General features: G+C 73.7%; 25 protein-coding genes and 1 pseudogene. 8 read left to right on the top strand and 18 right to left on the bottom strand.

The genetic code is table 11. The annotated features are described in order from the left end of the window. Positions 1 to 12: 12 nt before the first annotated feature. Positions 13 to 840, bottom strand: coding sequence for a 30S ribosomal protein S2 (gene rpsB / locus ACFYM6_RS11095; protein WP_387274399.1), 828 nt, complete (start codon positions 838 to 840; stop codon positions 13 to 15). Between the two features lie 345 nt (positions 841 to 1,185). Further along, the gene (locus tag ACFYM6_RS11090; protein WP_387274397.1) at positions 1,186 to 2,145 is read right to left on the bottom strand and encodes a hypothetical protein; all 960 of its coding nucleotides are present in this window, start codon (positions 2,143 to 2,145) and stop codon (positions 1,186 to 1,188) included. Between the two features lie 302 nt (positions 2,146 to 2,447). Here ACFYM6_RS11090 and ACFYM6_RS11085 point away from each other — a divergent pair, with 302 nt between their 5' ends. From ACFYM6_RS11085 to ACFYM6_RS11075, 3 genes are read left to right on the top strand one after another with little or no spacing between them, the layout of a single operon-like run. Continuing rightward, positions 2,448 to 2,807, top strand: coding sequence for a YraN family protein (locus tag ACFYM6_RS11085; protein WP_387274395.1), 360 nt, complete (start codon positions 2,448 to 2,450; stop codon positions 2,805 to 2,807). Positions 2,808 to 2,809: 2 nt separating this feature from the next. Next, positions 2,810 to 4,330, top strand: coding sequence for a YifB family Mg chelatase-like AAA ATPase (locus ACFYM6_RS11080; protein ID WP_387274393.1), 1,521 nt, complete (start codon positions 2,810 to 2,812; stop codon positions 4,328 to 4,330). Next, on the top strand, positions 4,327 to 5,538 hold the full coding sequence (locus tag ACFYM6_RS11075; protein ID WP_387274391.1) for a DNA-processing protein DprA: 1,212 nt from the start codon (positions 4,327 to 4,329) through the stop codon (positions 5,536 to 5,538). The genes ACFYM6_RS11080 and ACFYM6_RS11075 overlap by 4 nt, the downstream gene beginning before the upstream one ends. An 11-nt stretch (positions 5,539 to 5,549) precedes the next feature. On the opposite strand, the gene ACFYM6_RS11070 is transcribed toward ACFYM6_RS11075, so the two are convergent. Further along, entirely contained in the window at positions 5,550 to 5,900 is a 351-nt protein-coding gene (locus ACFYM6_RS11070; RefSeq protein WP_387274389.1) for a hypothetical protein, read from the bottom strand. A 509-nt stretch (positions 5,901 to 6,409) separates the two neighbouring features. Between ACFYM6_RS11070 and ACFYM6_RS11065 the strand changes: the two genes are divergently transcribed. Both ACFYM6_RS11065 and ACFYM6_RS11060 read left to right on the top strand, forming a co-directional pair. Continuing rightward, the gene (locus ACFYM6_RS11065) at positions 6,410 to 7,531 is read left to right on the top strand and encodes a tyrosine recombinase XerC (RefSeq protein ID WP_387274387.1); all 1,122 of its coding nucleotides are present in this window, start codon (positions 6,410 to 6,412) and stop codon (positions 7,529 to 7,531) included. 88 nt (positions 7,532 to 7,619) lie between these two features. Then, positions 7,620 to 8,801 (top strand): aminotransferase class V-fold PLP-dependent enzyme, encoded by a 1,182-nt coding sequence (locus tag ACFYM6_RS11060; RefSeq protein ID WP_387274385.1) that lies wholly within the window; start codon positions 7,620 to 7,622, stop codon positions 8,799 to 8,801. Here ACFYM6_RS11060 and ACFYM6_RS11055 read toward each other — a convergent pair. After that, a pseudogene (locus tag ACFYM6_RS11055) lies at positions 8,799 to 9,380 on the bottom strand (murein hydrolase activator EnvC family protein); the annotation flags it as partial. The gene ACFYM6_RS11060 and the pseudogene ACFYM6_RS11055 sit on opposite strands and share 3 nt — an antisense overlap. On the opposite strand from ACFYM6_RS11055, the gene ACFYM6_RS11050 reads away from it, so the two are divergent. The 3 genes from ACFYM6_RS11050 (at position 9,286) to ACFYM6_RS11040 (ending at position 11,446) form a co-directional block, all read left to right on the top strand. Next, the gene (locus tag ACFYM6_RS11050; protein ID WP_387274383.1) at positions 9,286 to 9,567 is read left to right on the top strand and encodes a hypothetical protein; all 282 of its coding nucleotides are present in this window, start codon (positions 9,286 to 9,288) and stop codon (positions 9,565 to 9,567) included. The pseudogene ACFYM6_RS11055 and the gene ACFYM6_RS11050 sit on opposite strands and share 95 nt — an antisense overlap. A gap of 65 nt (positions 9,568 to 9,632) precedes the next feature. Next, positions 9,633 to 10,343 (top strand): class I SAM-dependent methyltransferase family protein, encoded by a 711-nt coding sequence (locus ACFYM6_RS11045; RefSeq protein WP_387274566.1) that lies wholly within the window; start codon positions 9,633 to 9,635, stop codon positions 10,341 to 10,343. Continuing rightward, complete coding sequence (locus ACFYM6_RS11040) at positions 10,340 to 11,446, top strand: sulfite oxidase (RefSeq protein ID WP_387274381.1); 1,107 nt, start codon at positions 10,340 to 10,342, stop codon at positions 11,444 to 11,446. Before ACFYM6_RS11045 ends, ACFYM6_RS11040 begins: the two co-directional genes overlap by 4 nt. 46 nt (positions 11,447 to 11,492) lie before the next feature. Here the strand turns inward: ACFYM6_RS11040 and ACFYM6_RS11035 are convergent, their stop codons facing one another. The 14 genes from ACFYM6_RS11035 to ffh form a co-directional block, all read right to left on the bottom strand. Beyond that, a complete protein-coding gene (locus ACFYM6_RS11035) occupies positions 11,493 to 11,816 on the bottom strand; it encodes a DUF2469 domain-containing protein (protein ID WP_011905215.1) in 324 nt (107 codons plus the stop codon). Further along, positions 11,813 to 12,787 carry a ribonuclease HII gene (locus ACFYM6_RS11030; RefSeq protein WP_387274379.1) on the bottom strand — a complete coding sequence of 325 codons (975 nt, stop codon included), beginning with the start codon at positions 12,785 to 12,787 and terminating at the stop codon, positions 11,813 to 11,815. The genes ACFYM6_RS11035 and ACFYM6_RS11030 overlap by 4 nt, the downstream gene beginning before the upstream one ends. Then, complete coding sequence (locus ACFYM6_RS11025) at positions 12,781 to 13,266, bottom strand: NUDIX hydrolase (protein ID WP_387274377.1); 486 nt, start codon at positions 13,264 to 13,266, stop codon at positions 12,781 to 12,783. Before ACFYM6_RS11025 ends, ACFYM6_RS11030 begins: the two co-directional genes overlap by 7 nt. Before the next feature lie 48 nt (positions 13,267 to 13,314). Then, positions 13,315 to 13,947, bottom strand: a complete 633-nt coding sequence (gene lepB / locus ACFYM6_RS11020) for a signal peptidase I (protein WP_357433692.1) — start codon at positions 13,945 to 13,947, stop codon at positions 13,315 to 13,317. After that, positions 13,944 to 14,825 (bottom strand): signal peptidase I, encoded by an 882-nt coding sequence (gene lepB / locus ACFYM6_RS11015; protein WP_387274375.1) that lies wholly within the window; start codon positions 14,823 to 14,825, stop codon positions 13,944 to 13,946. Before lepB (ACFYM6_RS11015) ends, lepB (ACFYM6_RS11020) begins: the two co-directional genes overlap by 4 nt. Before the next feature lie 193 nt (positions 14,826 to 15,018). Beyond that, positions 15,019 to 15,378, bottom strand: a complete 360-nt coding sequence (gene rplS / locus ACFYM6_RS11010; protein ID WP_357433696.1) for a 50S ribosomal protein L19 — start codon at positions 15,376 to 15,378, stop codon at positions 15,019 to 15,021. Positions 15,379 to 15,522: 144 nt separating this feature from the next. After that, entirely contained in the window at positions 15,523 to 16,299 is a 777-nt protein-coding gene (gene trmD, locus ACFYM6_RS11005) for a tRNA (guanosine(37)-N1)-methyltransferase TrmD (RefSeq protein WP_387274373.1), read from the bottom strand. A gap of 15 nt (positions 16,300 to 16,314) precedes the next feature. Then, positions 16,315 to 16,857 carry a ribosome maturation factor RimM gene (gene rimM, locus ACFYM6_RS11000; RefSeq protein WP_387274371.1) on the bottom strand — a complete coding sequence of 181 codons (543 nt, stop codon included), beginning with the start codon at positions 16,855 to 16,857 and terminating at the stop codon, positions 16,315 to 16,317. Beyond that, positions 16,857 to 17,117: an RNA-binding protein gene (locus ACFYM6_RS10995; protein WP_172967834.1), complete on the bottom strand. Its 261-nt coding sequence runs from the start codon at positions 17,115 to 17,117 to the stop codon at positions 16,857 to 16,859. The genes rimM and ACFYM6_RS10995 overlap by 1 nt, the downstream gene beginning before the upstream one ends. After that, on the bottom strand, positions 17,092 to 17,541 hold the full coding sequence (rpsP, locus tag ACFYM6_RS10990) for a 30S ribosomal protein S16 (protein ID WP_357433703.1): 450 nt from the start codon (positions 17,539 to 17,541) through the stop codon (positions 17,092 to 17,094). Before rpsP ends, ACFYM6_RS10995 begins: the two co-directional genes overlap by 26 nt. 237 nt (positions 17,542 to 17,778) lie before the next feature. Then, the gene (locus ACFYM6_RS10985; protein ID WP_387274369.1) at positions 17,779 to 18,399 is read right to left on the bottom strand and encodes a DUF402 domain-containing protein; all 621 of its coding nucleotides are present in this window, start codon (positions 18,397 to 18,399) and stop codon (positions 17,779 to 17,781) included. Positions 18,400 to 18,448: 49 nt separating this feature from the next. Further along, positions 18,449 to 19,855 (bottom strand): proline--tRNA ligase, encoded by a 1,407-nt coding sequence (proS, locus tag ACFYM6_RS10980; RefSeq protein WP_387274367.1) that lies wholly within the window; start codon positions 19,853 to 19,855, stop codon positions 18,449 to 18,451. A gap of 187 nt (positions 19,856 to 20,042) precedes the next feature. Further along, a complete protein-coding gene (locus tag ACFYM6_RS10975; RefSeq protein ID WP_357433709.1) occupies positions 20,043 to 21,122 on the bottom strand; it encodes an amidohydrolase family protein in 1,080 nt (359 codons plus the stop codon). Between the two features lie 128 nt (positions 21,123 to 21,250). Next, positions 21,251 to 22,804, bottom strand: coding sequence for a signal recognition particle protein (gene ffh / locus ACFYM6_RS10970; RefSeq protein WP_387274365.1), 1,554 nt, complete (start codon positions 22,802 to 22,804; stop codon positions 21,251 to 21,253). Between the last annotated feature and the right edge of the window lie 40 nt (positions 22,805 to 22,844).

The following is a 22,844-nucleotide window of genomic DNA, read 5'->3' as shown; positions in this document are numbered from 1 at the left end:
GCGACGGCGCGATCACTCCGCGGCGGCGGTCGCCGGCTGCTCGTCGGCCTTCTTCGGCTCCTCGAGCAGCTCGCGCTCCCACTCGGCCAGCGGCTCGTCGGCGCCGACCTGGCCCGGCTCGGGCTTCTCGTCGGTGCCGCGGCCCCGGCCGGAGCGGGCGATCAGGCCGTCGGCGACGGCGGCGGCGACGACCCTGGTCAGCAGCTCGGCCGAGCGGATGGCGTCGTCGTTGCCCGGGATCGGGAAGTCGACCTCGTCCGGGTCGCAGTTGGTGTCGAGCACGGCGATCACCGGGATGCCCAGCTTGCGGGCCTCGTCGACGGCGATGTGCTCCTTCTTGGTGTCGACCACCCAGACCGCGGCCGGGAGCTTCTGCATGTCCCGCAGGCCACCGAGGGTCTTGGTCAGCTTGTCCTTCTCGCGGGAGAGCTGCAGCGTCTCCTTCTTGGTGTAACCGGCGGCAGTGCCGCTCAGGTCACCGAGGGCCTCCAGCTCCTTCATCCGCTGGAGCCGCTTGTACACCGTCTGGAAGTTGGTCAGCATGCCGCCGAGCCAGCGGTGGTTCACGTACGGCTGGCCGACCCGGGTCGCCTGCTCGGCGATGGCCTCCTGGGCCTGCTTCTTGGTGCCGACGAAGAGGATGCTGCCGCCACCGGCGACGGTGTTGCGCACGAATTCGAACGCCTTCTCGATGTAGTCGAGAGTCTGGCGCAGGTCGATGATGTAGATGCCGTTGCGCTCGGTGAAGATGAAGCGCTTCATCTTCGGGTTCCACCGCCGGGTCTGGTGCCCGAAGTGGACACCGCTCTCCAGCAGCTGGCGCATGGTCACGACGGCCATGGTGGGTACTCCTTGCGATCCCTGGTTGTCCCGCCCGGCCGGCGGCCGGGCGTCCTGGCGCCCGGTCGCCGGCCGTGACGGGCCCGATCAAGATCGGGACCAGGGAGGCCGTCGCCCCACGAAGGTTTCCGTGGAGAGGGCACGCGAGGTCGACCGCGCGAGGCGGTCGCCAGTCGACCAGTGTACGCCCTCCCCCTGTGCACCGGTCCCGGGGTGCGGGACACGGGTGCGGAACCCCGGTGGGTGATCCATGATCCGCGCACGTTCCGGAAGCGTGTGGGCCGCCGAATGCCGTCAGGTACCACCGTCCGGAAATGCCCGGGTCCTGGGGCATGGCAGCGGCGGTCAGCGGGCGGCGAGCGCCGCGGCGACGAAGAGCACCAACCCGACCGTCAGATACGCCGTCGGCGGCCGCAGCCAGCCCCGGCTGCCGTCGGCCAGCGCCAGGCCGCCGGTCCGCAACCCGTACAGACCGGCACCGAAGATCGGCAGCCCGACCACCAGGAACGTGCCCACCACGACGTGCGAGGTGGAGACCGGGTCACCCACCACGCCCCGCAGGAGCACCCGCAGCGCCGGGACCTCCAGCGCGAGCACCAGCAGCGCCAGCAGCACCGCGAGCGCCGGCCGGCGGGTCCGGTAGACCCCGTCGCCGGGTGGCGGCCCGTCCAGCCGGGGCGCCACCGAAGGCATCGGCCCGGTCGGCATCTCCAGCGGGTGCGGCATCGGAGTGGTCACCACCTCCGGCGCCGGCACGGCGGGCCGCTCCCCCACGATCAGCGGCGTGGGGGCGCCGTGCGCCGGCCGGTCCCCGACAATGATCGGGGCCGGGCCCACGTGCGCCGGCTCGGCCGGACGGGCCGGCTCGACGACCGGGTAGCCGGCCAGCGGGCCGGGCCGTGGGTCGCCGCCGAACGGGTCGCCGCCGCTCTCCCGCGATACCCCGCCGAACGGATCGCCGGCACTCTCCCGCGACGCGCCGCCGAACGCATCGCCGGCCTCGCGGGCCGCCCGTCGGCCGCCGCGACCGCCCGGCAACTCGCCGGAGATCTCCCCGGAGTCGTCCAGCCGGCGCGACCGCCGGTAGCTCTCGGTGTCGTCGTCCAGCGGTTCGGCCGCACCGGACCGGGCCGGGTCGGCATACCGGCCCTCGCCGCCGGCACGCTGCTCGGGGGCCCGGAAGTCGTCGTCGCGGTAGCGCGCCTCGCCAGCCGCCCGCCAGTCCGTGTCGGCGTACCCGGGATCGCTCCAGCGCGGCCCCTGCTGATCTTCGGGAAAGCTCCGTCGTCCGTCCACGACCGGCACGGTATGCGACCGCCATCCCGCCCGCCAACCGCCCTTCAGCCCGACATTGCCGCAGGTCAGGGCGGTTAATACTGCCTCATAACGGGGCACACGGTGAGTGATCGGCGACTGCTCCGAAATGTCGTGGATCGTGCCGGCCGACCCGTCCGCGGCCATGCCCGTCGGCCTGGCGGTGGCCTGCCGGTGAGGTCGCTAGCACAGCCCGGGCATGATCGTCCGCCCGTCCACAGGCCGCACCGTCGTCCACAGGTGGCCGGCCCGGGACCCGCCTCCCGACCCGGGGTGGGCGCACCGTGGGCGGCATGACGAAGCGGAACCAGGCCGTCGGCGCGTACGGCGAGCGGTGCGCAGTCCGGCACCTGATCGAGGCGGGGCTGCGCCCGGTCGCCCGGAACTGGCGGTGCCCCGACGGGGAGATCGACGTCATCGCCTGGGAGGGCGAGGTGCTCGCGTTCTGCGAGGTGAAGACCCGCCGGAGCGACGACTTCGGCAGCCCGGCCGAGGCGGTGGTGCCGGCAAAGGCGCGCCGGCTGCGCGGCCTGGCCGCCCGGTGGCTGGCCGAGACCGGCACCAGCGCCGAGGAGGTCCGCTTCGACGTCCTCGAAGTCCGGCTGCCCGCCACCGGCCCGGCCCGGGTCGAGCACCTGAAGGGCGCCTTCTGAACATGAGCTACGCCAAGGTGCTCTGCGTGGGTCTGGTCGGGGTGACCGGGCACGTGGTGGAGGTGGAGGCCGACCTGGCGCCCGGGCTGCCGGGCGTGGTGATCTCCGGGCTGCCCGACACGGCCCTGCACGAGGCCCGGGACCGGGTACGCGCCGCCATCGTCAACTCCGGCCAGAAATGGCCGAACCGACGGATCACCCTCAACCTGCTCCCGGCCACCCTGCCGAAGTACGGGTCCGCGTTCGACCTGGCCATCGCGGCGGCGGTGCTCGGCGGCTCCGGCGAACTGCCGCTGCTGCCGCTGGAGGGGACGGTGGTCCTCGGCGAGCTCGGCCTCGACGGCACGGTCCGGCCGGTGCGTGGAGTCCTGCCGATGGTGGCCGCCGCGGCGCGGGCCGGCTTCCCGCGGGTGGTGGTGCCGGTCGGTAACGCTCCCGAGGCGGCGGTCATCCCCGGCGTCCGGATCCGTGCCGTCGACACCCTGCACCGGCTGGTGGCCTTCGTGCGGGACGGTACGCCGCTGCTCCCGCCACCGACCGCCGCGCCGGCCACCGCCGCCGAGGGCCCCGATCTGGCCGAGGTGGCCGGGCAGCGGCTCGGCCGCCGGGCGCTGGAGGTGGCCGCCGCCGGCGGGCACCACCTGGCGCTGCTCGGGCCGCCCGGGGCCGGCAAGACGATGCTCGCCGAGCGACTTCCGTCGATCCTGCCGGAGCTCGACGACGACGCCGCCCTGGAGGTCACCGCCCTGCACTCCATCGCCGGGCTCCTGCCGCCCGGCGGGCGGCTGCTGCGCCGGCCCCCGTTCCAGGCGCCGCACCACACGGCCACGGTGCCGTCCCTGGTCGGCGGTGGGTCGGGGCTGGCCCGGCCCGGGGCGGTGTCGCTGGCCCACCGCGGCGTGCTCTTCCTCGACGAGGCACCCGAGTTCAGCAAGGGGGCGCTGGAGGCACTGCGCCAGCCCCTGGAGAGCGGCTGGGTACGGGTCGCCCGGACCCGCGGCGGCGCGGAATATCCGGCCCGGACGCAGCTTGTGCTGGCGGCGAACCCGTGCCCCTGCGCGAAGCCGTCGGGTGACGCCGACTGCGAGTGCACTCCGCTGGCCCGGCGGCGCTACCTGGGCCGGCTCTCCGGACCCCTGCTCGACCGGGTCGACGTGCAGGTCCGGCTGCTGCCCGTACGGGCGGCGGAACTGCTGGAGACCGGCCCGCCGAGCGAGTCGTCCACGGTGGTGGCCGCCCGGGTGGCCGCCGCCCGCCGGGCCGCCGTCGACCGGTGGGCCGCCGTCGGTCGCAAGGTCAACGCCGAGATCCCCGGGCCGTACCTGCGTCGGGCGCCGTGGCGGCTACCCGAGCGGGACACCCGGGAGCTGCGGAAACGGCTCGACGCCGGCTCGCTCTCCGCGCGCGGATTCGACCGCGTCATCCGGCTCGCCTGGACCATTGCCGACCTGGACGGGCGGGACCGGCCGGACGGCGGGGACATCGCGGAGGCCATCCAGCTCAGGACGGGAGAGGGCACATGACCTCGAAGGACGACCGCCTGCTGGCGCGGGTCGCGTTGACCTGGCTCGCCGAACCGGGCACCCGCTCGGTGCACCGGCTGGTGGAGCAGCTCGGGCCGGTCGCTGCGCTGGACCTGCTCCTGGACGGCGGGGCGCCGGACCGGGCGCTCCGGGCCGCCGTGGACGCCCGGTCCACGAGCAACGACGCCCGGGCGGTGGCGGAGCAGGCCCTGGCGCGTACCGAACGGCTCGGCGCGCGGTTGGTCACCCCCGAGGACGACGAGTGGCCGGCCCGGGTGGCGGACCTGCGCCGGCTGCTGCTGCCGGGAGCCGAACGCCGGGTCGACCTGGAGACCGCGCCGCCGCTCTGCTTCTGGGTACGCGGGGCATGGCCCCTCGGGCAGGCACTGGACCGGTCGGTCGCCGTCGTCGGCGCCCGGGCGGCCACCCCGTACGGGACGCACGTGGCCACCGAGCTCGGCTACGGGCTGGCCGATCGTGACTGGACGGTGGTCTCCGGCGGCGCCTTCGGCATCGACTCCGCCGCCCACCGGGGCGCGCTGACCGCCGGCGGCCGGACCGTCGCCGTGCTGGCCTGCGGGGTGGACCGCCCGTACCCGATGGGCAACGCGGCGCTCTTCGACCGGATCGCGGAGACCGGCCTGCTGGTCAGCGAGTGGATGCCGGGCGCGGACCCGCTGCGGCCCCGGTTCCTCATCCGCAACCGGGTGATCGCGGCCGGCACGCTGGGGACGGTGCTGGTGGAGGCGGCGGCGCGCAGCGGCGCCACCCAGACCCTCAACCGGGCGATCGGGGTCGGTCGACCGGGAATGGTGGTGCCGGGCCCGGTCACCTCGGCGATGTCCGTGGGCGCGCACGAGCTGCTGCGCGAGCACAGCAAGGCCCGGCTGGTCACCGGTGTGGCGCACGTGCTCGAGGAGGTGGGGCGGATCGGATACGACCTGGCGCCGCCCGCCCGGGCACCCGAACGCCTCCGGGATCAGCTCGACGACGAGGCGACCCAGGTGCTGGAGGTGCTGCCCCGGCGGAAGCCGGTCAGCCTGGAGAGCGTCGCGGCACGCGCGGGGGTGGACCTCCGCACGGCCATGCGGAAGCTGTCCATGCTGGAGGAACTGGCCCTGGTGGTACGCCGCGACGCCGGCTACGCCCTCGCGCCGCCCGACAAGCGTGCGGGCCCCGCCGCCAGCACCACGAACACGCCGGCGTGACGGAGCCGGTCTCAGTCGCCCTCGAATCGGATCTCGACGTCCCGCCGGTCCAGGCAACGCCGCGCGAGCAGCGCCAACCGGCGGATGTGGGTGACCTCCGCGGGCGTCCGGGCCAACTCGGCCAGGCAGCGCAGCTCGGCGAGCAGTTGCTGGGTCGCCTCGGCGTCCACGACCGACTCGCCCAACGGGTCGACGCGATCCAGCAGCGGCGTACGACCCCCGCCCCGCGCCCGCTTGAGCAGGTCGAGCAGCACGTCGTCCGGGTCAGCGACCACCTCCGACGCGACGTACGACGGCTGGTGACGTACGGGCCCGGCCCGCACCACCCGGTAGAGCACGGCATCCACACCCACGCCTGGCATCTCCTCCCGCCCGCGTCGCTCGCCCGGATCGACGCCTGTCCCGACTGGCTCACCCTTTCGCGCCGCCGTGCCGGGGAATCACCCCGCCACGGCGCACCCCGGCCGCCACGGCGCGGGCGGCACCTGCCGGCAGCGACGCGCCCCGCCTTCGAGGGCCCGGCCGACGCCGCCACTGTCCTCTTCGTATGACCAGTTTCCCGTGCCCGGGCCCCGGTCAGCCACCCCGACCTGCGGCTGGAACCCGCCCGCCCGACGTACGCCGCCGTCCGGACGGCCCCGGGGCAGGGCAAGCACCCGGCCACCCTGCAGGTCGGCAGGACAGCCGGTGGGCAGGTCGGCGGCGGGGCGGCGGCGTGGGCTGCTCTCCGGCGGTCGCGCCCGTAGGCTGAGCCGGTGTCCGCCGACAGCAGGGGCCGCCGGGGCCGCGGAAGTCTTCCACGGCACGCCGACGCGTCGCCGTCCCTGCTGACCGGGCCCGCGGCGAGGCCGAGGTGGGGCCGGAGGTGCCGGTGAGCGGCGAGCGGCGCGGCACCCGAGTGGCGCACGAGGCGCTGCCGCCGCAGCTACGGGAGGCGGTGGACGCCTTCGCCGACCATCTGGCCGGGGTACGCAACCGCTCCGCGCACACCGTGCGGGCGTACGTGACCGACCTGGTGTCCCTGCTCGACCATGCGGTACGGATGGGCTGCGCCGACCTGTCGGAGCTGGACCTCGCGGTGCTGCGGAGCTGGTTGGCGAAGCAGCGGACAATGGGCGCGGCACGCACCTCCCTGGCCCGTCGGGCCGCCGCCGCCCGCACCTTCAGTGCCTGGGCCCACCGGGCCGGCCTGCTCACCGCCGACGTGGCCGCTCCGCTGGCCAGTCCCCGCGCCCACCGGGACCTGCCCACGGTCCTGCGGGCCGACCAGGCCGCCGCCCTGATGGACGCCCCACGCGTCCGGGCCGCCGGCCAGGCCGCCGCCCCCCGGGCGGACGCCCCGCACGTCGGGTCCACCGCCGAAGGCCCGACCACCGGCGACGGGCCGACCGCCAGCGCCAGTCCGGCGGCGCGCGGGGCCTCGGGCGACAGCCGGGGCGGAGCGGCCGAGGGCACCGCGTCCGGTCCGGAGAGTCCCGGCGGCGAGGACCCGGCGCTGCTGCGTGACCGGGTGCTGCTCGAGCTGCTCTACGGCACCGGGGTGCGGATCAGCGAGGCGTGCGGCCTGGACGTCGCGGACGTCGACCACGCCCGCCGGGTGGTACGCGTGCTGGGCAAGGGCGGCCGGGAGCGCGCTGTGCCGTACGGGGTGCCGGCGCAGCGCGCGTTGGACGCCTGGCTCGGCCGGGGCCGACCCGCGTTGGCCGGCCCGGGCTCGGGGGCGGCGCTGCTCCTCGGCGCGCGCGGCGGGCGGCTCAACCCGACGACCGCGCGGCGGATCGTCGCCGGGTATGCCGAGGCCGCTGGCCTTCCCCGCACCACCCCGCACGGGCTGCGGCACTCGGCGGCCACTCATCTGCTGGAGGGTGGGGCGGACCTGCGGGCCGTGCAGGAGTTGCTCGGTCACTCCTCGCTGGCCAGCACCCAGATCTACACGCACGTGTCGGTGGAGCGGCTGCGGGCGGCGTACCGGCAGGCGCACCCGCGGGCCTGACGGCCGGAAAGCTTCCCGCCGCCGCGAGGGCGGCATGCCCTCGCGGCGAACGGCGGGTTGATGATCCACGGCGGGCTACGATCAACGAATGACCGTCCCGCAGCCGCCCGAGCCGATCCCCGGTGCTCGGCTGCTCTTCTCCCTCGATCCGTCGGTCAGCCATCTCAACCACGGGTCGTTCGGCGCGGTGCCGATCGGGGTGCAGCGGGTCCAGCAGCGCCTGCGCGACGAGATGGAGGCCAACCCGCTGCGCTTCTTCACCCAGGGCCTGGTCGACCGGATCGCTCACACGCGGCGGCACCTGGCCACCTTCCTCGGCGCCGACCCAGACGGCACCGCGCTGGTGGGCAACGCCACCACCGGTGTGGCGGTGGTGCTCCAGTCACTCGGCCTCCGTCCCGGCGACGAGGTGGTGACCACCGACCACGGGTACGGGGCGGTCGCCTTCTCGGTGGAGCGGGAGTGTCGCCGGACCGGAGCGGTGTCCCGGACCCTGCCGGTGCCGCTGACCGCCTCGGACGAGGAGGTGGTGGAAATCGTCCGGGCCGGGCTGCGTCCGGGCCGGACCAAGCTGCTCATCGTCGACCAGATCACCTCACCCACCGCCCGGCTCTTCCCGACGGCCGCGATCGTCGGGGTGGCCCGGGAGCACGGGGTGCCCGTGCTGGTCGACGCGGCGCACGCCCCGGGCATGTTGCCGATCAGCGTGGCCTCGATCGGTGCCGACTTCTGGGTGGGCAACCTGCACAAGTGGGCGTACGCGCCGCGGGGGACCGCCGCGCTGGTGGTGGCCGGGGCGTGGCGGGAGCGGATCCAACCGCTGGTCGTCTCCTGGGAGCAGGAGACCGGCTTCCCCACCCGGGTCGAGTGGCAGGCGACGCTGGACTACACCGCCTGGTTGGCTGCCCCGGCGGGCCTGTTCACCCTGCGCACCCTGGGCCTGGACCGGGTACGCGCGCACAACGCCGCGCTGGTCGCGTACGGGCAACGGGTGGTCGGGGACGCGCTCGGGGTGGCGCCGGCCGACCTGCCGGTGCCCGGCGGACCGACGGTCGCCATGCGGCTCGTCCCGTTGCCGCCCGGCGTCGCCCCGACGATCGACGCGGCGCGGGAGCTGCGCGCCCGGATCGCGGAACGGCTGGCCGCCGAGGTCTCGGTGGCCTCCTGGCACGGCCAGGGCTGGCTGCGCCTGTGCGGCCAGGTCTACAACACCCCCGACGAGTACGACCGGTTGGCCGTTCGTCTCCCCACGCTGCTGGCTCAGGGCTGAGCCGTCGAGCGGCAGCAGCCGCACCGGGCCGAGCCCGAGGAGGGCCAGCGGATCGAGGTACTCCTCGCCCCGGCGCAGCCCCCAGTGCAGGCACGCCTCGGCGGGGCAGCCGGGATGGCCGGCGCGCAGGGTGCCGATCGGCGTGGCGGCACTGACCGGGGTGCCGGCCTGCAGGCGGGGGTCGACCGGCTCGTAGGTGGTGCGTAACCCGGTGGCGTGCCCGACGGTGACCACGGGCCGCCCGGCAACCGTGCCGGCGAAGAGCACGACCCCGGCGCCGGCGGCGCGCACCTCGACGCCCGGGGTGGCGGCCAGGTCGACGCCGCGGTGGCCGGGCAGCCACGGCTGCGGCGGCGGGTCGAACCGGCGTACCGGTCGGGGGGTGCCGGCGAGCGGCCAGTCGAATCGCGCGGCGCCGGACGGCCCGGGAGGCACCCGGTCGGCCGGTGGCCGATGGCCACCGGCGGGGCCGGCGGCCGGCAGGATGGGCGGCAGTGGTCGGACGGCCATCCGGTCGGACGAGCCCGCCGGAGTGGTCGGCGAGGGCGACATCATCGGCGGCGGCAACTCCCGGTTCATCAGCGGGACGGACGCCGCCCCGGTGGCGGCCCCGGCCGGCCGGGGCCGGACGGCGACCGGGACGACCAGCAGCAGGAGCCCGAGGGCCGCGGTGGCCCGGCGCAGCGGTTTCGGCACGTTGGACACCCTGCCGTCACGATCGGTGTCGCGGCGACCGGCCGGAGCGGTGCCTGTGGACGACTGGTGAGCTGTGGACGGCCCACCGTGCACGGGGCCGATCTGATAATCGGCGGCCCCTATGCTGGCCGCGTGATGAAGGACTGGTACGCCTGGCACGCCGACTACGAGCAGCCCGGCTCGGCACTGTCCCGCCGTCTCGCCGAGCTGCGGAGCCGGATCCGGGACGCGCTGGACGCCGCGCCGGCCGGTCCGCTGCGGGTGATCAGTCTCTGCGCCGGCCAGGGTCGGGACCTGATCCCGGTGCTCGCCGCTCATCCCCGACGGGACGACGTCACCGCCCGCCTGGTCGAGCTGGATCCACGCAACGTCGAGGTGGCCCGGGCGGCCGCCGCCGGGGCCGGCCTGTGCGGGGTGGAGGTGGTGGCGGGCGATGCGGCGCTGACCGACCGGTATGCCGACCTCGTGCCGGCCGACCTGGTCCTGGTCTGCGGCATCTTCGGCAACATCGTCGACGCCGACATCCGGGCCACGGTGCGGCACTGCGCCGCGCTGTGCGCCACCGGCGGCACGGTGTTCTGGACCCGGCACCGCCGCGAGCCGGACCTGGTGCCCGCCATCTGCGACTGGTTCGCCGAGGAGGGCTTCACCCCGGTCGCGGTGAGCAGCCCCGCCGACGGGGTGGGCGTGGGCGTGCATCGGTTCACCGGTACGCCCCACCCGCTGGAGACCGGCGTGCGGATGTTCGAGTTCGTCGGCGACGACCGGCTGACCCGGTCCGGCCGCTCGGTGGGCCAGGGCGCGCCTGCGACCCACCTTCTGACCGATCCGAGGGAGTCGAGATGACCACTGTGGACAATGTCAGCTTCCCCTCCCGGGTGGCCGGGCCGGACGAGGCGATCAGCGCCGAGGAACTCCAACTGGCCGCGCGCAACCACGGGATCCCGCTGGAGGCGCTCCGCTACGACGTGACCCCGGCCGGCCTGCACTACCTGCTCATCCACTACGACATCCCGGACGTGGACCCGGCGGCGCACACGCTGACCGTCGACGGGGCGGTGCGGCGGCCGTTCACCCTGGACCTGGCCGCGCTGCGGGAGCGGCCCAGGGTCACCCACCGGGTCACCCTGGAGTGCGCCGGCAATGGACGGGCGTTGCTGCACCCGCGGCCGGTCAGCCAGCCGTGGCTGGTGGAGGCGGTGGGCAACGCGGAGTGGACCGGCACGCCGCTGGCGCCGTTGCTGCGCGAGGCCGGGCTAGCCGCCGACGCGGTGGACGTGGTCTTCACCGGGGCGGACCACGGGGTGGAGCGCGGCGTCGAGCAGGACTACCAGCGGGCGCTGCCGGTCGCGGACGCGCTGCGCGAGGAGGTGCTGCTCGCGTACGAGATGAACGGCGCTCCCCTGCTGCCCCAGCACGGCGCGCCGCTGCGACTGATCGTGCCCGGCTGGTACGGCATGGCGCACGTCAAGTGGCTGCGGAACGTGCGGGTGCTGGCCGAGCCGTTCGACGGCTACCAGAACGCCGTGGCGTACCGGCTGCGGCAGGACGCCGGCGACCCGGGCGTGCCGGTGACCCGGATCGAGCCCCGGGCGCTGGTCCGCCCGCCGGGCTTCCCGGACTTCATGTCGCGTACCCGGGTGCTGCGGCCGGGTCCGTGCACCGTGGACGGTCGGGCCTGGTCGGGATACGCGCCGGTGACGGCGGTGGAGGTGACCTTCGACGGCGGTGCGACCTGGGTGCCGGCGAGCGTGGACGGGCCGACCGGGGGTGAGTGGGCCTGGCGGCGGTGGCACGTCGAGTGGCACCCGACGCCGGGGCGCTATGCGCTGGGCGCGCGGGCGACCGACGCCTCCGGGCGTACCCAGCCGGTCGAGCAGCCGTGGAACCGGGGTGGTTTTGCCAACAACCTGGTGCAGCGGGTCGAGGTGGTGGTGCTGGCGGAGTGATCCGCCGTCGGCGGCGGGCGGCACGTCGGCCGTCCCGCCGCCCCGGTCAGCTGCCGAATCCGGAGTCTGCGGGAAGCGAGATGTCGGGCTTTTCGAGCTCTTCCACATTGACGTCCTTGAACGTCATTACCCGGACATTCTTGACGAATCGCGCAGGCCGGTACATGTCCCACACCCAGGCGTCGTGCATCTCGACCTCGAAGTAGACCTCACCGTCCGAGTTGCGGACGTGCAGATCGACCTGATTGGCCAGGTAGAAGCGGCGCTCGGTCTCCACCACGTAGGAGAACTGGCGGACAATGTCGCGGTACTCCCGGTAGAGCTGCAGCTCCATCTCGGTCTCGTACTTTTCGAGATCTTCCGCGCTCATCGCACTCCGCCTTCCATGACCACATCTTCCCCCACCGGCGCTGGAGGTCGCGGCTGCTCGCCCAACGCCACGCCGACGGTACCCCCTGGCGCGCCGGAACGCTCCATCGGCTCGTCCGGGCTCCCGGCGGGCACCTCCTCCGGGCCGCCGAAGAGGGCCGCGACCGGGCCGCCGAAGAGCGGCTCGTCCGGACCCGGGCCACCGAACACCGGCTCGTCCGGACCCGGGCCACCGAACAGCGGCTCGTCCGGGCCCGGGCCACCGAACAGCGGCGCGTCCGGGTCGCCGGCCGCCGGCCGCCGGGAGCGGGGCGGCCGCCCGTCCCGGCCGGAGACGGTGGCGACGTTGACGTACGAGAAGCGGTGCTCCCGGCACGGCCCGAGCTCCCGCAGCGCGGCGGTGTGCTCAGGCGTGATGTAGCCCTTGTGCTCGGCGAAGCCGTAGCCCGGGTACCGCCCGTCCAGCTCGACCATGATCCGGTCCCGGGTGACCTTGGCCAGCACACTGGCCGCCGCCACGCAGGCGGCCACCCGGTCCCCCTTCCAGACCGCCAGCCCCGGCACGTCCAGCCCGTCGACGCCGAAACCGTCGCTCAGCACGTACTCCGGACGGGTGGTCAGCGAGGCGAGCGCCCGGCGCATGGCGGCCAGGTTGCACACGTGCAGCCCGCGCGCGTCAACCTCGTCGGCCGGGATGACCACCACGGCGTACGCCAGGGCGCGCGCCACCACCTCGTCGTAGATCCGCTCCCGGCTGGCCGGGGTGAGCAGCTTGGAATCGGCCAGCCCCTCGATCTCGCCGCGGCGCCCCTCGGGCAGCACCGCCGCGGCGGCCACCAGCGGGCCGGCACACGCGCCACGGCCGGCCTCGTCGGCACCGGCCACGTGGCGGAAGCCCCGCCGTTGCAGGGCCCGTTCGAGGGCGTAGAGGCCGCCGTCGCGGCGCACCACCGTACGCGGGGGCGTCAGCACGGCTCACCCCCGGCGGCGGACCGGTCCCCGGCCAGCGCGGCGGCGAGCCGGTCCGGCAGGTCCGGCGGGTAGTAGCGCTCGGCGGTCGCAGACAGCTCCGCCAGCGACCACCAGCGGTGGCCGGACACGCTGGCCCGCTCGACCTCGTCGAAGCCTGTCGTGTCGACCTCCCAGGCGGGCACCCGGACCAGGAAGAACTCCTGCTCCTGGCGGTACCAGACGCCGTCGAACGGGAACTCGACCGTCTCCGCCCAGACCGGCGCGCCCAGCTCTGCCGGGGTGAGCCGCAGTCCGGTCTCCTCAGCCAACTCCCGGGCCGCGCCCGCGGCGGGGCTCTCCCCCGGATCCAGTCCCCCGCCGGGGGTGAACCAGTAGGCGTGCCCCGGTCGGCCCGGATCGGTGCCGGCGAACAGCAGCACCCGGTCGGACGCGTCGACGAGCAGCACGCGGGCCGCGCGACGAGGGGTGTAGACGGTCACGGCCCAAGCCTGCCAGACGCGTCCGACGAACGCCCACGCCCTCCGGGGTCAGGGATTGGGAATCCCGTCGAACTGCTTCGGCACGGTGAGCCAGGTCGCCCGGCCGACCGGCCAGAAGATCGTGAAGGCCCGCCCGACCACCCGGTCCTCGGGGATGGTGGCCTCGTTGATGTCCTCGCCGGACTGCTGCCAGTGCTCCAGCGAGTCGCCGGAGGCCTGCCGATGGTCACCCATCACCCAGAGCCGGCCATCCGGCACGGTGATGTCGAAGTCCTGGTCGGCGGGCTTGTTGCCGGGGAAGAGATACGGCTCGTCGAGCGGCTTGCCGTTGATCACCAGCCGCTCCGCACCGCCGGTGCGGTCGCAGCAGACCACGTGGTCACCGCCGACGCCGATCACCCGCTTGATGAAGTCCTCGCCCTCCGGATTGCCGCTCCAGTCGGTGGGCGCCTTGAAGACGATCACCTCGCCCCGGTGCGGCGAGCGGAAGTCGTAGACCAGTTTGTTGACCAGCACCCGATCGTCGATCTTGAGAGTGTTCTCCATCGACGGGGACGGGATGAAGAAGGTCTGCAGCACGAAGGCACGTACCAGCACTGCGACCAGGATCGCCACGCCCAGGAGGATGGGCAGCTCCTTCCAGAAGGAGCTGCGCGGCTTTTCGGTCTGCTCGTCAATCACGGGAGGAGCCTACGTCCCCGGGCGCGGCGCAGTCGCCCCGAACTCGCGAGAACGGAGAGCGTGGCCGTGACCGGGAGGATCAGGACGACACCGCCCACCGGGTCCGGATCGACGGGCACCGGTCCGGCCGGCGCGGCCTTGGGTTGCGGCAGGTCGGCGAAGGTCTGCGGGACCGGCAGGGTGGCCCACCGCTGCGACGGCCACACGATCATGAAGGCCCGGCCCACGACGTTGTCGATCGGCACCGGGCCCTGGCACCGGGCGTCCTGGGAGACCAGCCGGTGGTCGCCCATCACGAAGATCTGCCCCGGGGGTACGACCACCTCGGTGAACTGCCGGGAGCGGCACTCCTTCGGGTTCGGCGGCAGCTCGACCGGCGAATCCTCCGACACGTACGCCCGCTCGTCCAACGGCACGCCGTTGACCACGACCCGGCCGTCGTCGCAGCACCAGATCCGGTCGCCCGGAACGCCGATGACCCGCTTGATGAAGTCCTTCTCGCCGGGGCGGCTGATCCCCACCAGGTCGCCGAGGGTGCGGCCGACCTTGCCGGCGAAGTTGGTCGGCGGCGCCGGGGCCTCCTGAGCCACCCACCGGTCGGTGCCCCGGAAGACCACGACCTCGCCCCGGGCCGGGTCACGGACGTCGTAGACGACCTTGTTGACCAGCACCCGGTCGCCGATGAGGAGGGTGTCCTCCATCGAGCCGGAGGGGATGAAGAACGCCTGGAGCAGGAAGGTGCGGATCAGCACGGCCAGGCAGAACGCGACCACCAGGAGCAGGGGCAGCTCCTGCCAGAGGGGCATCTGCCGGCGGGACCGCCGGGACCGTCGGTGTAACGGATCGACGGTGCCGTCCTCGTCAAGCATCTGCACCATGCCACTCTCCGGTCCGCGGAAACGACACTACCGCCCGGGAGTCTCGCCAGGAGACCCCACGGGCGGTAGTGGATCGCTGTGCCACCGCGCCGAGCACGCGCGGTGTGCCGTCCCCCTGCGCCCGTATGACCAGGGTAATGGGCTCCGGTCGATACCACATACGGGCAGGTCAGGCGGCGTGGCGCAAGGAGATTCAGCTCGCCGGCTGCTTCTCGCGCAGCTCCTTGATCTTGGCCTTCTTGCCGCGCAGCTCACGCAGGTAGTAGAGCTTGGCGCGCCGCACGTCACCGCGGGTCACGACCTCGATCCGGTCGATCGCCGGGCTGTTGACCGGGTAGGTCCGCTCGACACCCACGCCGAAGCTGACCTTGCGGACCGAGAAGGTCTCGCGCAGGCCGTCACCCTGGCGGCGGATGACGACGCCCTGGAAGATCTGGACCCGGGACCGGTTGCCCTCGACAACCCGCGCGTGCACCTTGACGGTGTCACCGGCACGGAAGTCGGGGATGTCAACGCGCTTCGACTGGGCGTCAAGGGCGTCCAGGATGTTCATCGCTGCGTCCTCGTGAGGCTCACGGCGCACCGTCAGTCGATGCGCGAATGGGTGATTCTGACCCCCGGGTGGTGGCCGGCGACGCCGACCCCCGGTCGAGGGTCCTCGCAGCCGCCCACGGCGTGGACGGATGCGGCAACCCCCCTACTTTGCCACATCCCCCGGCGGCAGCTGAAATCCGCCCCGGTCCAACGCCGCCCGGTCCCGCTTGTCCAGGCTCTCCGGAAGCAGCGTGGCGATCATGTCGGGGCGGCGGGCCGCCGTACGCAGCAGCGACTCGTCGCGCCGCCAGCGGGCGATCTTCCCGTGGTCGCCGGAGCGCAGCACCTCGGGCACCTCGTGCCCGCGCCAGGTCGCCGGCTTGGTGTACATCGGCGCCTCCAGCAGCCCGTGGGCGTGCGACTCCTCGTCCAGCGAGCCGGCGTTGCCGAGCACCCCGGGCAGCAGCCGGGTGACCGCCTCCATGATCACCAGCACCGCCACCTCGCCGCCGAAGAGCACGTAGTCGCCGAGGGAGACCTCGGTCACCCGCATCCGGGTCGCCGCGTGGTCGAGCACCCGCTGGTCGATGCCCTCGTACCGGCCACAGGCGAAAAGCAGGTGCGGCTCGCCGGCCAACTCGTGCGCCATCGCCTGGGTGAACCGGACGCCGGCCGGGGAGGGCACCAGCAGCCGGGGCTCCGGTTCGCCGCCGGCGGGGACGAGAGCGTCCAGCGCCTCACCCCACGGCTCCGGCCGCATCACCATGCCGGGCCCGCCGCCGTAGGGCGTGTCGTCAACCGTGCGATGCACGTCGTGGGTCCAGGCCCGCAGATCGTGTACGGCCAGCCGCAGGCTGCCGTTCGCCCGCGCCTTGCCGATCAGCGACAGGTCGAGCGGGGCGCAGTACTCCGGGAAGATCGACACGATGTCGACGCGCATGACGGCTGGCTCCAGCTACAGGTCGAGCAGGCCGCCGGGCGGGTCGACGACGACGCGACCGCCGGCGAGGTCCACCTCGGGCACGATCGCCTTGACGAACGGGATCAGCGCGGTCCGCCCCTCGGGGCGCCGCAGCACCAGCAGGTCGGAGGCGGGAGCGTGGTCGATCCGGGCCACCTCGCCCAGCCGCTCGCCCTGCCGGGTGACCACCGCGAGGCCGACGAGCTGGTGGTCGTGGAACTCCTCCGGGTCCTCCGGCGCAGCGACGTCGGCGCTGTCCACGCCCACCAGGGTGCCGCGCAGCGCCTCGGCGACGTTGCGGTCCAGCACGCCCTCGAAGGCGACCAGCAGCCGCCCCTGGTGCCAGCGCGCCGACTCGACGGTCAACTCGGCCGGCACCCGGTAGGCCCCGGGCTCCGCGGGCGCGACCGCCCCGGAGTCGGTGCGCAGCACCGCCCCCGGGGCGAACCGTGCTTCGGGCTCATCGGTCCGCACCTCCACGGTGACCTCACCGCGGATCCCGTGCGGCTTGCCGACTCTGCCGACGATGAGAAGCATCAGTACGAGTCGACGATGTCGACGCGCACCCCGCGCCCACCGATGGAGCCGATCACCTGGCGCAGCGCCTTGGCGGTCCGACCGGACCGCCCGATCACCGTGCCGAGGTCCTCCGGGTGCACGCGGACCTCGAGCCGCTTACCCCGACGGGAATCGACCATCCGCACCCGGACGTCGTCCGGGTGGTCGACGATCCCCTTGACCAGGTGCTCCAGGGCGGGACGCAGCGCCATGTCAGGCCTGCTCGCCGGACTCTGCACCGGTCTGCTCCTCGGCCTGCGGCGCCTCGGCCGGGGCCTGCGCCTTGGCGGCCTTCTTGGCCGGCGCCGGGGTCTCGGCCACGCCGGCGGCGGCCTTCGCCTCGGCCTCGTACGCCGCCTTGCGGTCGGCCCGCTCCGGGGCGACCTTCAGCGGTGCCGGGGCCGGCAGGCCCTTGAACTTCTGCCAGTCACCGGTCAGCTCCAGCAGGCGCTGCACCGCCTCGCTCGGCTGCGCGCCGACGGACAGCCAGTACTGGACCCGCTCCGACTTGACCTCGATCACCGAAGGGTCCTCCTTCGGCTGGTACACACCGACGAACTCGATCGCGCGACCGTCACGCTTGGTGCGCGAGTCGGCGACGACGATGCGGTACTGCGGGTTGCGGATCTTACCCATCCGCAGGAGCCGGATCTTTACGGCCACAGTTGTTTCGCTCCTGTTGCGATCTCACCGGCCCGTACGGGCGGTGTGCGGGTGAGCGCCGACCGGCACAGTGGGGTTGGGCCGGAGACTGCTCGGTGGACTGGCGGCGTGCCCGGGTTAGAGGGCGCCGGACGCGCGCCGGATACCAGCGAACCATTCTGCCAGATCCGGCTCCGATCTCTCACACCGGACCCGGACTGGTCACCCGGGTCGACTCCGGCGTGACGCACGACACGCTCAACGCACCGGCCGCCGGTCCCAGCCGGGCGGCAGCCCTTCCGGTACGTCCCATTCCGCCGGCGGGGTGAAATCGCACCAGGTGCCGTCGAACGGGAACTCGCCCGACTCGGCGATCCGGATCACCCGCTCCCCCTCGGCCCGGACCGCCTTCTCGTCGGGCACCCAGTAGTCGTCCGGGAAGGCGAGGCGCTCGACGAACTCCTCCTCGTCCTTCCACTCCCAGCGGAGATCCGGGTGCACCACCACGTCGAGGTCCTGATCCGTCATGTCGACCCCGGCCACCGCGCCGTCGTCCCAGCGGACGGCGGGCTCCTCCAGGTTGACGTACCAGTTCTTGAACCGGCCCCGGTCGTCGCGGAACCACCACACCGAATGGGCGGCACCGGTGGGCAGGAACTTCAGCACCGGCGGCCCGTTCCAGCGGCCCTGGGCGAGCCGGTACGACGAGATGATCCACTCGGCGAACGGCATGGCCCGCATGCCCAGCCCCGCCTCGGTCACCTCGTTCGCCACCGGCGCGCCCCGGGCGACCCAGAGCAGCAGCCCCCGGTCGTCGTCGCGGACCACCCGGGCCGAGCGGACCCAACCGATCCGCCCGTGCCGCACGTTGCGGTGCATGATCAGCCGACCCGGCGCGAACCGGCCGACCGAGCCGCCCGGGCGCACCTCAGTAGGCGCGGGCGAGGACGGCGATCAGATCCGGCTCGTCCTCGGAGTCCGGCACCGAGCCGTCGGCCCGCAGCAGGCACCGGACGGTGACGCCCTGCGCGTTCGCCTCGGCCTCGCCCTGGACGCCGACCGCCGACCACGGCACCCGGGCCCAGCCGGTGGCCGCCGCCTCGATCGCCTCGGCGAGGGTGGCGACGTCGGTGGTGCGGGACTGCCGGAAGGCCAACGCCTGGTCGTGCAGCGCCTGCTGGTCCGCCTCCAGCGCGGCGAGGACCGCGCCGACCACGTCGGCCACCGGCGTCGCGGCCTTCGAGCCGTCCGTACGCCGGACCACCACCGCGTTGCCGGCGGCCAGGTCACGGGGGCCGACCTCGACGCGGACCGGGTAGCCGCGCAGCTCGGCGTCGACGGCCCGGCGGCCGAAGGCGGTGTCGGTCCGGTCGTCCAGCGCGACCCGGACACCGGCGTCGCGCAGCGCGTCGCGGAGCTTGGCCGCCGCCTCGGCCACGCCCTCGCCGTCCTTGACGATCATCACGTACGCCTGGACCGGCGCCAGCTTCGGCGGCACCCGCAGGCCGTTGTCGTCACCGTGGCACATGATCAGGCCGCCGAGCATCCGGGTCGAGGTGCCCCAGGAGGTGGTCCAGGCGTGCTCCCGGCCACCCTCGGCCGAGGAGAAGCTGATGTCGAACGCCCGGGCGAAGTTCTGGCCCAGCTCGTGGCTGGTGCCCAGCTGGAGCGCCTTGCCGTCGCCCATCATGCCTTCGCAGGTGTAGGTGGCGGTCGCGCCGGCGAAGCGCTCGCGGGCGGTCTTCAGGCCGACCACCACCGGGATGCCGAGCACGTTGACCATCAGGTCCTCGTACGCCTCGTGCAGGATCCGCCGGGCGTAGGCGCGGGCGTCGGAGCGGGTGGCGTGCGCGGTGTGCCCCTCCTGCCAGAGGAACTCGCTGGTACGCAGGAAGATCCGCGGGCGCAGCTCCCAGCGGACCACGTTCGCCCACTGGTTGAGCAGCAGCGGCAGGTCCCGGTACGAGTCGATCCACTTGGCCATGAACTCGCCGATCACCGTCTCGCTGGTGGGGCGGACCACCACCGGCTCGGCGAGCTGCTTGCCCCCACCGTGGGTGACCACGGCCAGCTCCGGCGAGAAGCCCTCGACGTGCTCGGCCTCGCGCTTGAGGTAGCTCTCCGGGATGAAGAGCGGGAAGTAGGCGTTCTCCGCGCCGGCCGCCTTGATCCGGGCGTCCATCTCCGCCTGCATCCGCTCCCAGATGGCGTAGCCCGCCGGTCGGATGACCATGGTGCCCCGCACCGGGCCGTTGTCGGCCAGCTTGGCCTTGGCGATCAGGTCCTGGTACCAGCGGGGGAAATCCTCCGCACGGGGAGTGAGCACGCGTGCCATGACCGCACATCCTATGCGCCGGGTGCGCCGCCGCAGCGCCCGGGAGGCCGCCCGCGCCGTGTCGCGTCGCCCCGAGCCCAGCGCCTCGAGCGAAATCCGCACAGATTCCCGGAAAGAGTGCCCCTCCGCGTCGGAATGAGCACTCTTTTCCGGGAAGGCGCGGTCAGCCAGGCGGCAGGGGACGGGGTCAGCGCAGTACGCGGCCGCGCAGGACGATGCGGGACGGGGTGCGGACCACCCGGAGGTCGCGGCGCGGGTCCTCGGGATAGACGACCAGGTCGGCGAGGCCACCCTCGACCAGGCCGGGGAAGCCGAGCCACTCGCGGGCGCGCCAGGACGCGGCGGCGAGGACGTCCTCGGTGGACATGCCGGCCCGCTCGTGCAGCAGCAACATCTCCTCGGCGGCCAGCCCGTGGTCGATGCCCCCGCCCGCGTCGGTGCCGACGTAGATCGGCACGCCCGCCTCGTACGCGGCCCGGACCACCTCGGGGAAGCGGTCGCGCAGAGCGAGCATGTGGTCGGCGTACCCGGGGAACCTGGGGCGGGCCTGGTCGGCGATGCCACCGAAGGTCTGAATGTTGATCATCGTGGGGACCAGCGCGGTGCCCTGGCGGGCCATCAGGTCGATCAGGTCCAGGCTGAGCCCGGTGCCGTGCTCCACCGAGTCCACCCCGGCCCGCACCATGATCTCCACGGCCGACTCGGAGAAGGTGTGCACCGCGGCGCGTGCCCCGGCGGCGTGCGCGGCGGCGACGGCGGCCGTCATGGTGTCCGCGTCCCAGGCCGGGGCCAGGTCACCCACGCCCCGGTCGATCCAGTCCCCGACCAGCTTGACCCAGCCGTTGCCGGCGGCGGCCTGCGCCGCCACCGTCGCGGCCACCTCGGCCGCGCCGACCTCCACCCCGATGTCCCGCAGGTAGCGCTTCGGCGGTGCGACGTGCCGGCCGGCGCGGGCCAGCCGCGGCAGCTCCGGGTCGTCGTCGAGTTCCGGGTACGGGTACGGCGAGCCGGCGTCCCGGATGGCCAGCACCCCGGCGTCGCGGTCGGTACGGGCCAACTCCCGGGCCTGGTCGAGCGCGGTGATCGGGGCGCCGCCCCGGGCGATGCCGATGTGGCAGTGGGCGTCGGTCAGGCCGGGAAGCACGAAGCCACCGTCGGCGACGGTCTCCGCGCCGGGCACCGGTTCGAAGGTGACCCGGTCGCCGACCAGCCACACGTCCCGGACCTCGTCGTCGGGCAGGAGCACACCGCGCACATGCAGAGCCATGTGCACAGTCCTACCCGATCACTCCTCGTCCCGGGCGAGCAGGTCGCCCCGCCTGGTGGCGGGGGCGGGCACGACGACGGCCCCGCCACCATGGGGTGACGGGGCCGTCGGAGGTCGGCGAGGCGCGGTCAGCGAGGGTTCTTGTCCCCGCCCTTGCCGAGCTTGTTGAAGTCGATCTTCGGGAGCTTGAAGCCCGGCGGCAGGCCCTGGCCACCGGCCAGGTCCCCCGGGTCCAGGCCCGGCGGGAGCTGCGGCATGCCGCCCGGGAAGCCGCCCGGCAGGCCGGCGCCGGTACGCGGCCGGCCGCCGCCCTTGGTGCCCTTTCGCTTGTTCTTCGGCGACTTGGTCGCCTTGCGCCGACCGCCTCCGGGCAGGCCCATCATGCCGCCCATCTGCTTCATCATCTTCTGCGCGTCGGCGAAGCGGTTGAGCAGCTGGTTGACGTCCATCACAGCGACCCCGGAGCCGTTGGCGATCCGGGCACGCCGGGAGCCGTTGATGATCTTCGGGTTGGTGCGCTCGCCCGGAGTCATCGACCGGATGATCGCGGTGACCCGGTCGAAGTGCTTGTCGTCCAGCTCGGCGAGCTGGTCCTTCATCTGCCCCATGCCCGGCATCATCGCCAGCACGTTGGCGATCGGCCCCATCCGCCGGACCGCGATGAGCTGATCGAGGAAGTCCTCCAGGGTAAAGGTCTCGCCGCCCATCAGCTTGGCGGTCATCTTCTCCTTCTGATCGGCGTCGAAGGCCGCCTCGGCCTGCTCGATCAGCGTGAGGACGTCGCCCATGCCGAGGATCCGGCTGGCCATCCGGTCGGGGTGGAAGACGTCGAAGTCCTCCAGCTTCTCGCCGGTGGAGGCGAAGAGGATCGGCTGCCCGGTGACCTCGCGGACGGAGAGCGCGGCACCACCGCGGGCGTCGCCGTCGAGCTTGGAGAGGACCACGCCGCTGATGCCGACACCGTCGCGGAACGCCTCGGCGGTGCGGACCGCGTCCTGACCGACCATGGCGTCGATGACGAAGATGACCTCGTCGGGCTGGACCGCGTCCCGGATGTCGGCGGCCTGCTGCATCATCTCGGCGTCGATACCGAGCCGGCCGGCGGTGTCGACGATGACGATGTCCCGGGCGGCCCGCTTGGCGTGCTCGATCGAGTCGCGCGCCACCTGCACCGGGTCGCCGACGCCGTTGCCGGGCGCCGGGGCGTACACCTCGACGCCGGCCCGGCCGCCGAGCACCTGGAGCTGCCCGACGGCGTTGGGGCGCTGGAGGTCGGCGGCGACCAGCAGCGGCTGGTGGCCCTGGGCCTTGAGCCAGCGGGCCAGCTTGCCGGCGAGGGTGGTCTTACCGGAACCCTGGAGGCCGGCCAGCATGATCACGGTCGGCGGCTGCTTGGCGAACTGGAGCCGGCGCCCCTCGCCACCGAGGACGGCGATCAGCTCCTCGTTGACGATCTTGATGATCTGCTGGGCCGGGTTGAGCGCCTGGGAGACCTCGGCGCTCCGGGCCCGCTCCTTGACGTTCGCGATGAACCCCTTGACCACCGGCAGGGCGACGTCGGCCTCCAGCAGCGCCATGCGGATCTCGCGCGCGGTGGCGTCGATGTCGGCGTCGGTGAGCCGTCCCTTGCCGCGGAGCTTGGTGAAGATCCCGGACAGGCGGTCACTCAAGGTGTCAAACACACGAACATCCCGTTTGTCGTCTTCGGCGGGCACGATCAGC

This window comes from Micromonospora sp. NPDC006431 (assembly GCF_042870725.1).
In the GTDB taxonomy this organism is placed as follows: Bacteria; Actinomycetota; Actinomycetes; order Mycobacteriales; family Micromonosporaceae; genus Micromonospora.
Note: the sequence above shows the minus strand (reverse complement) of the source record. Positions and strands in the feature narration are given on the sequence as shown.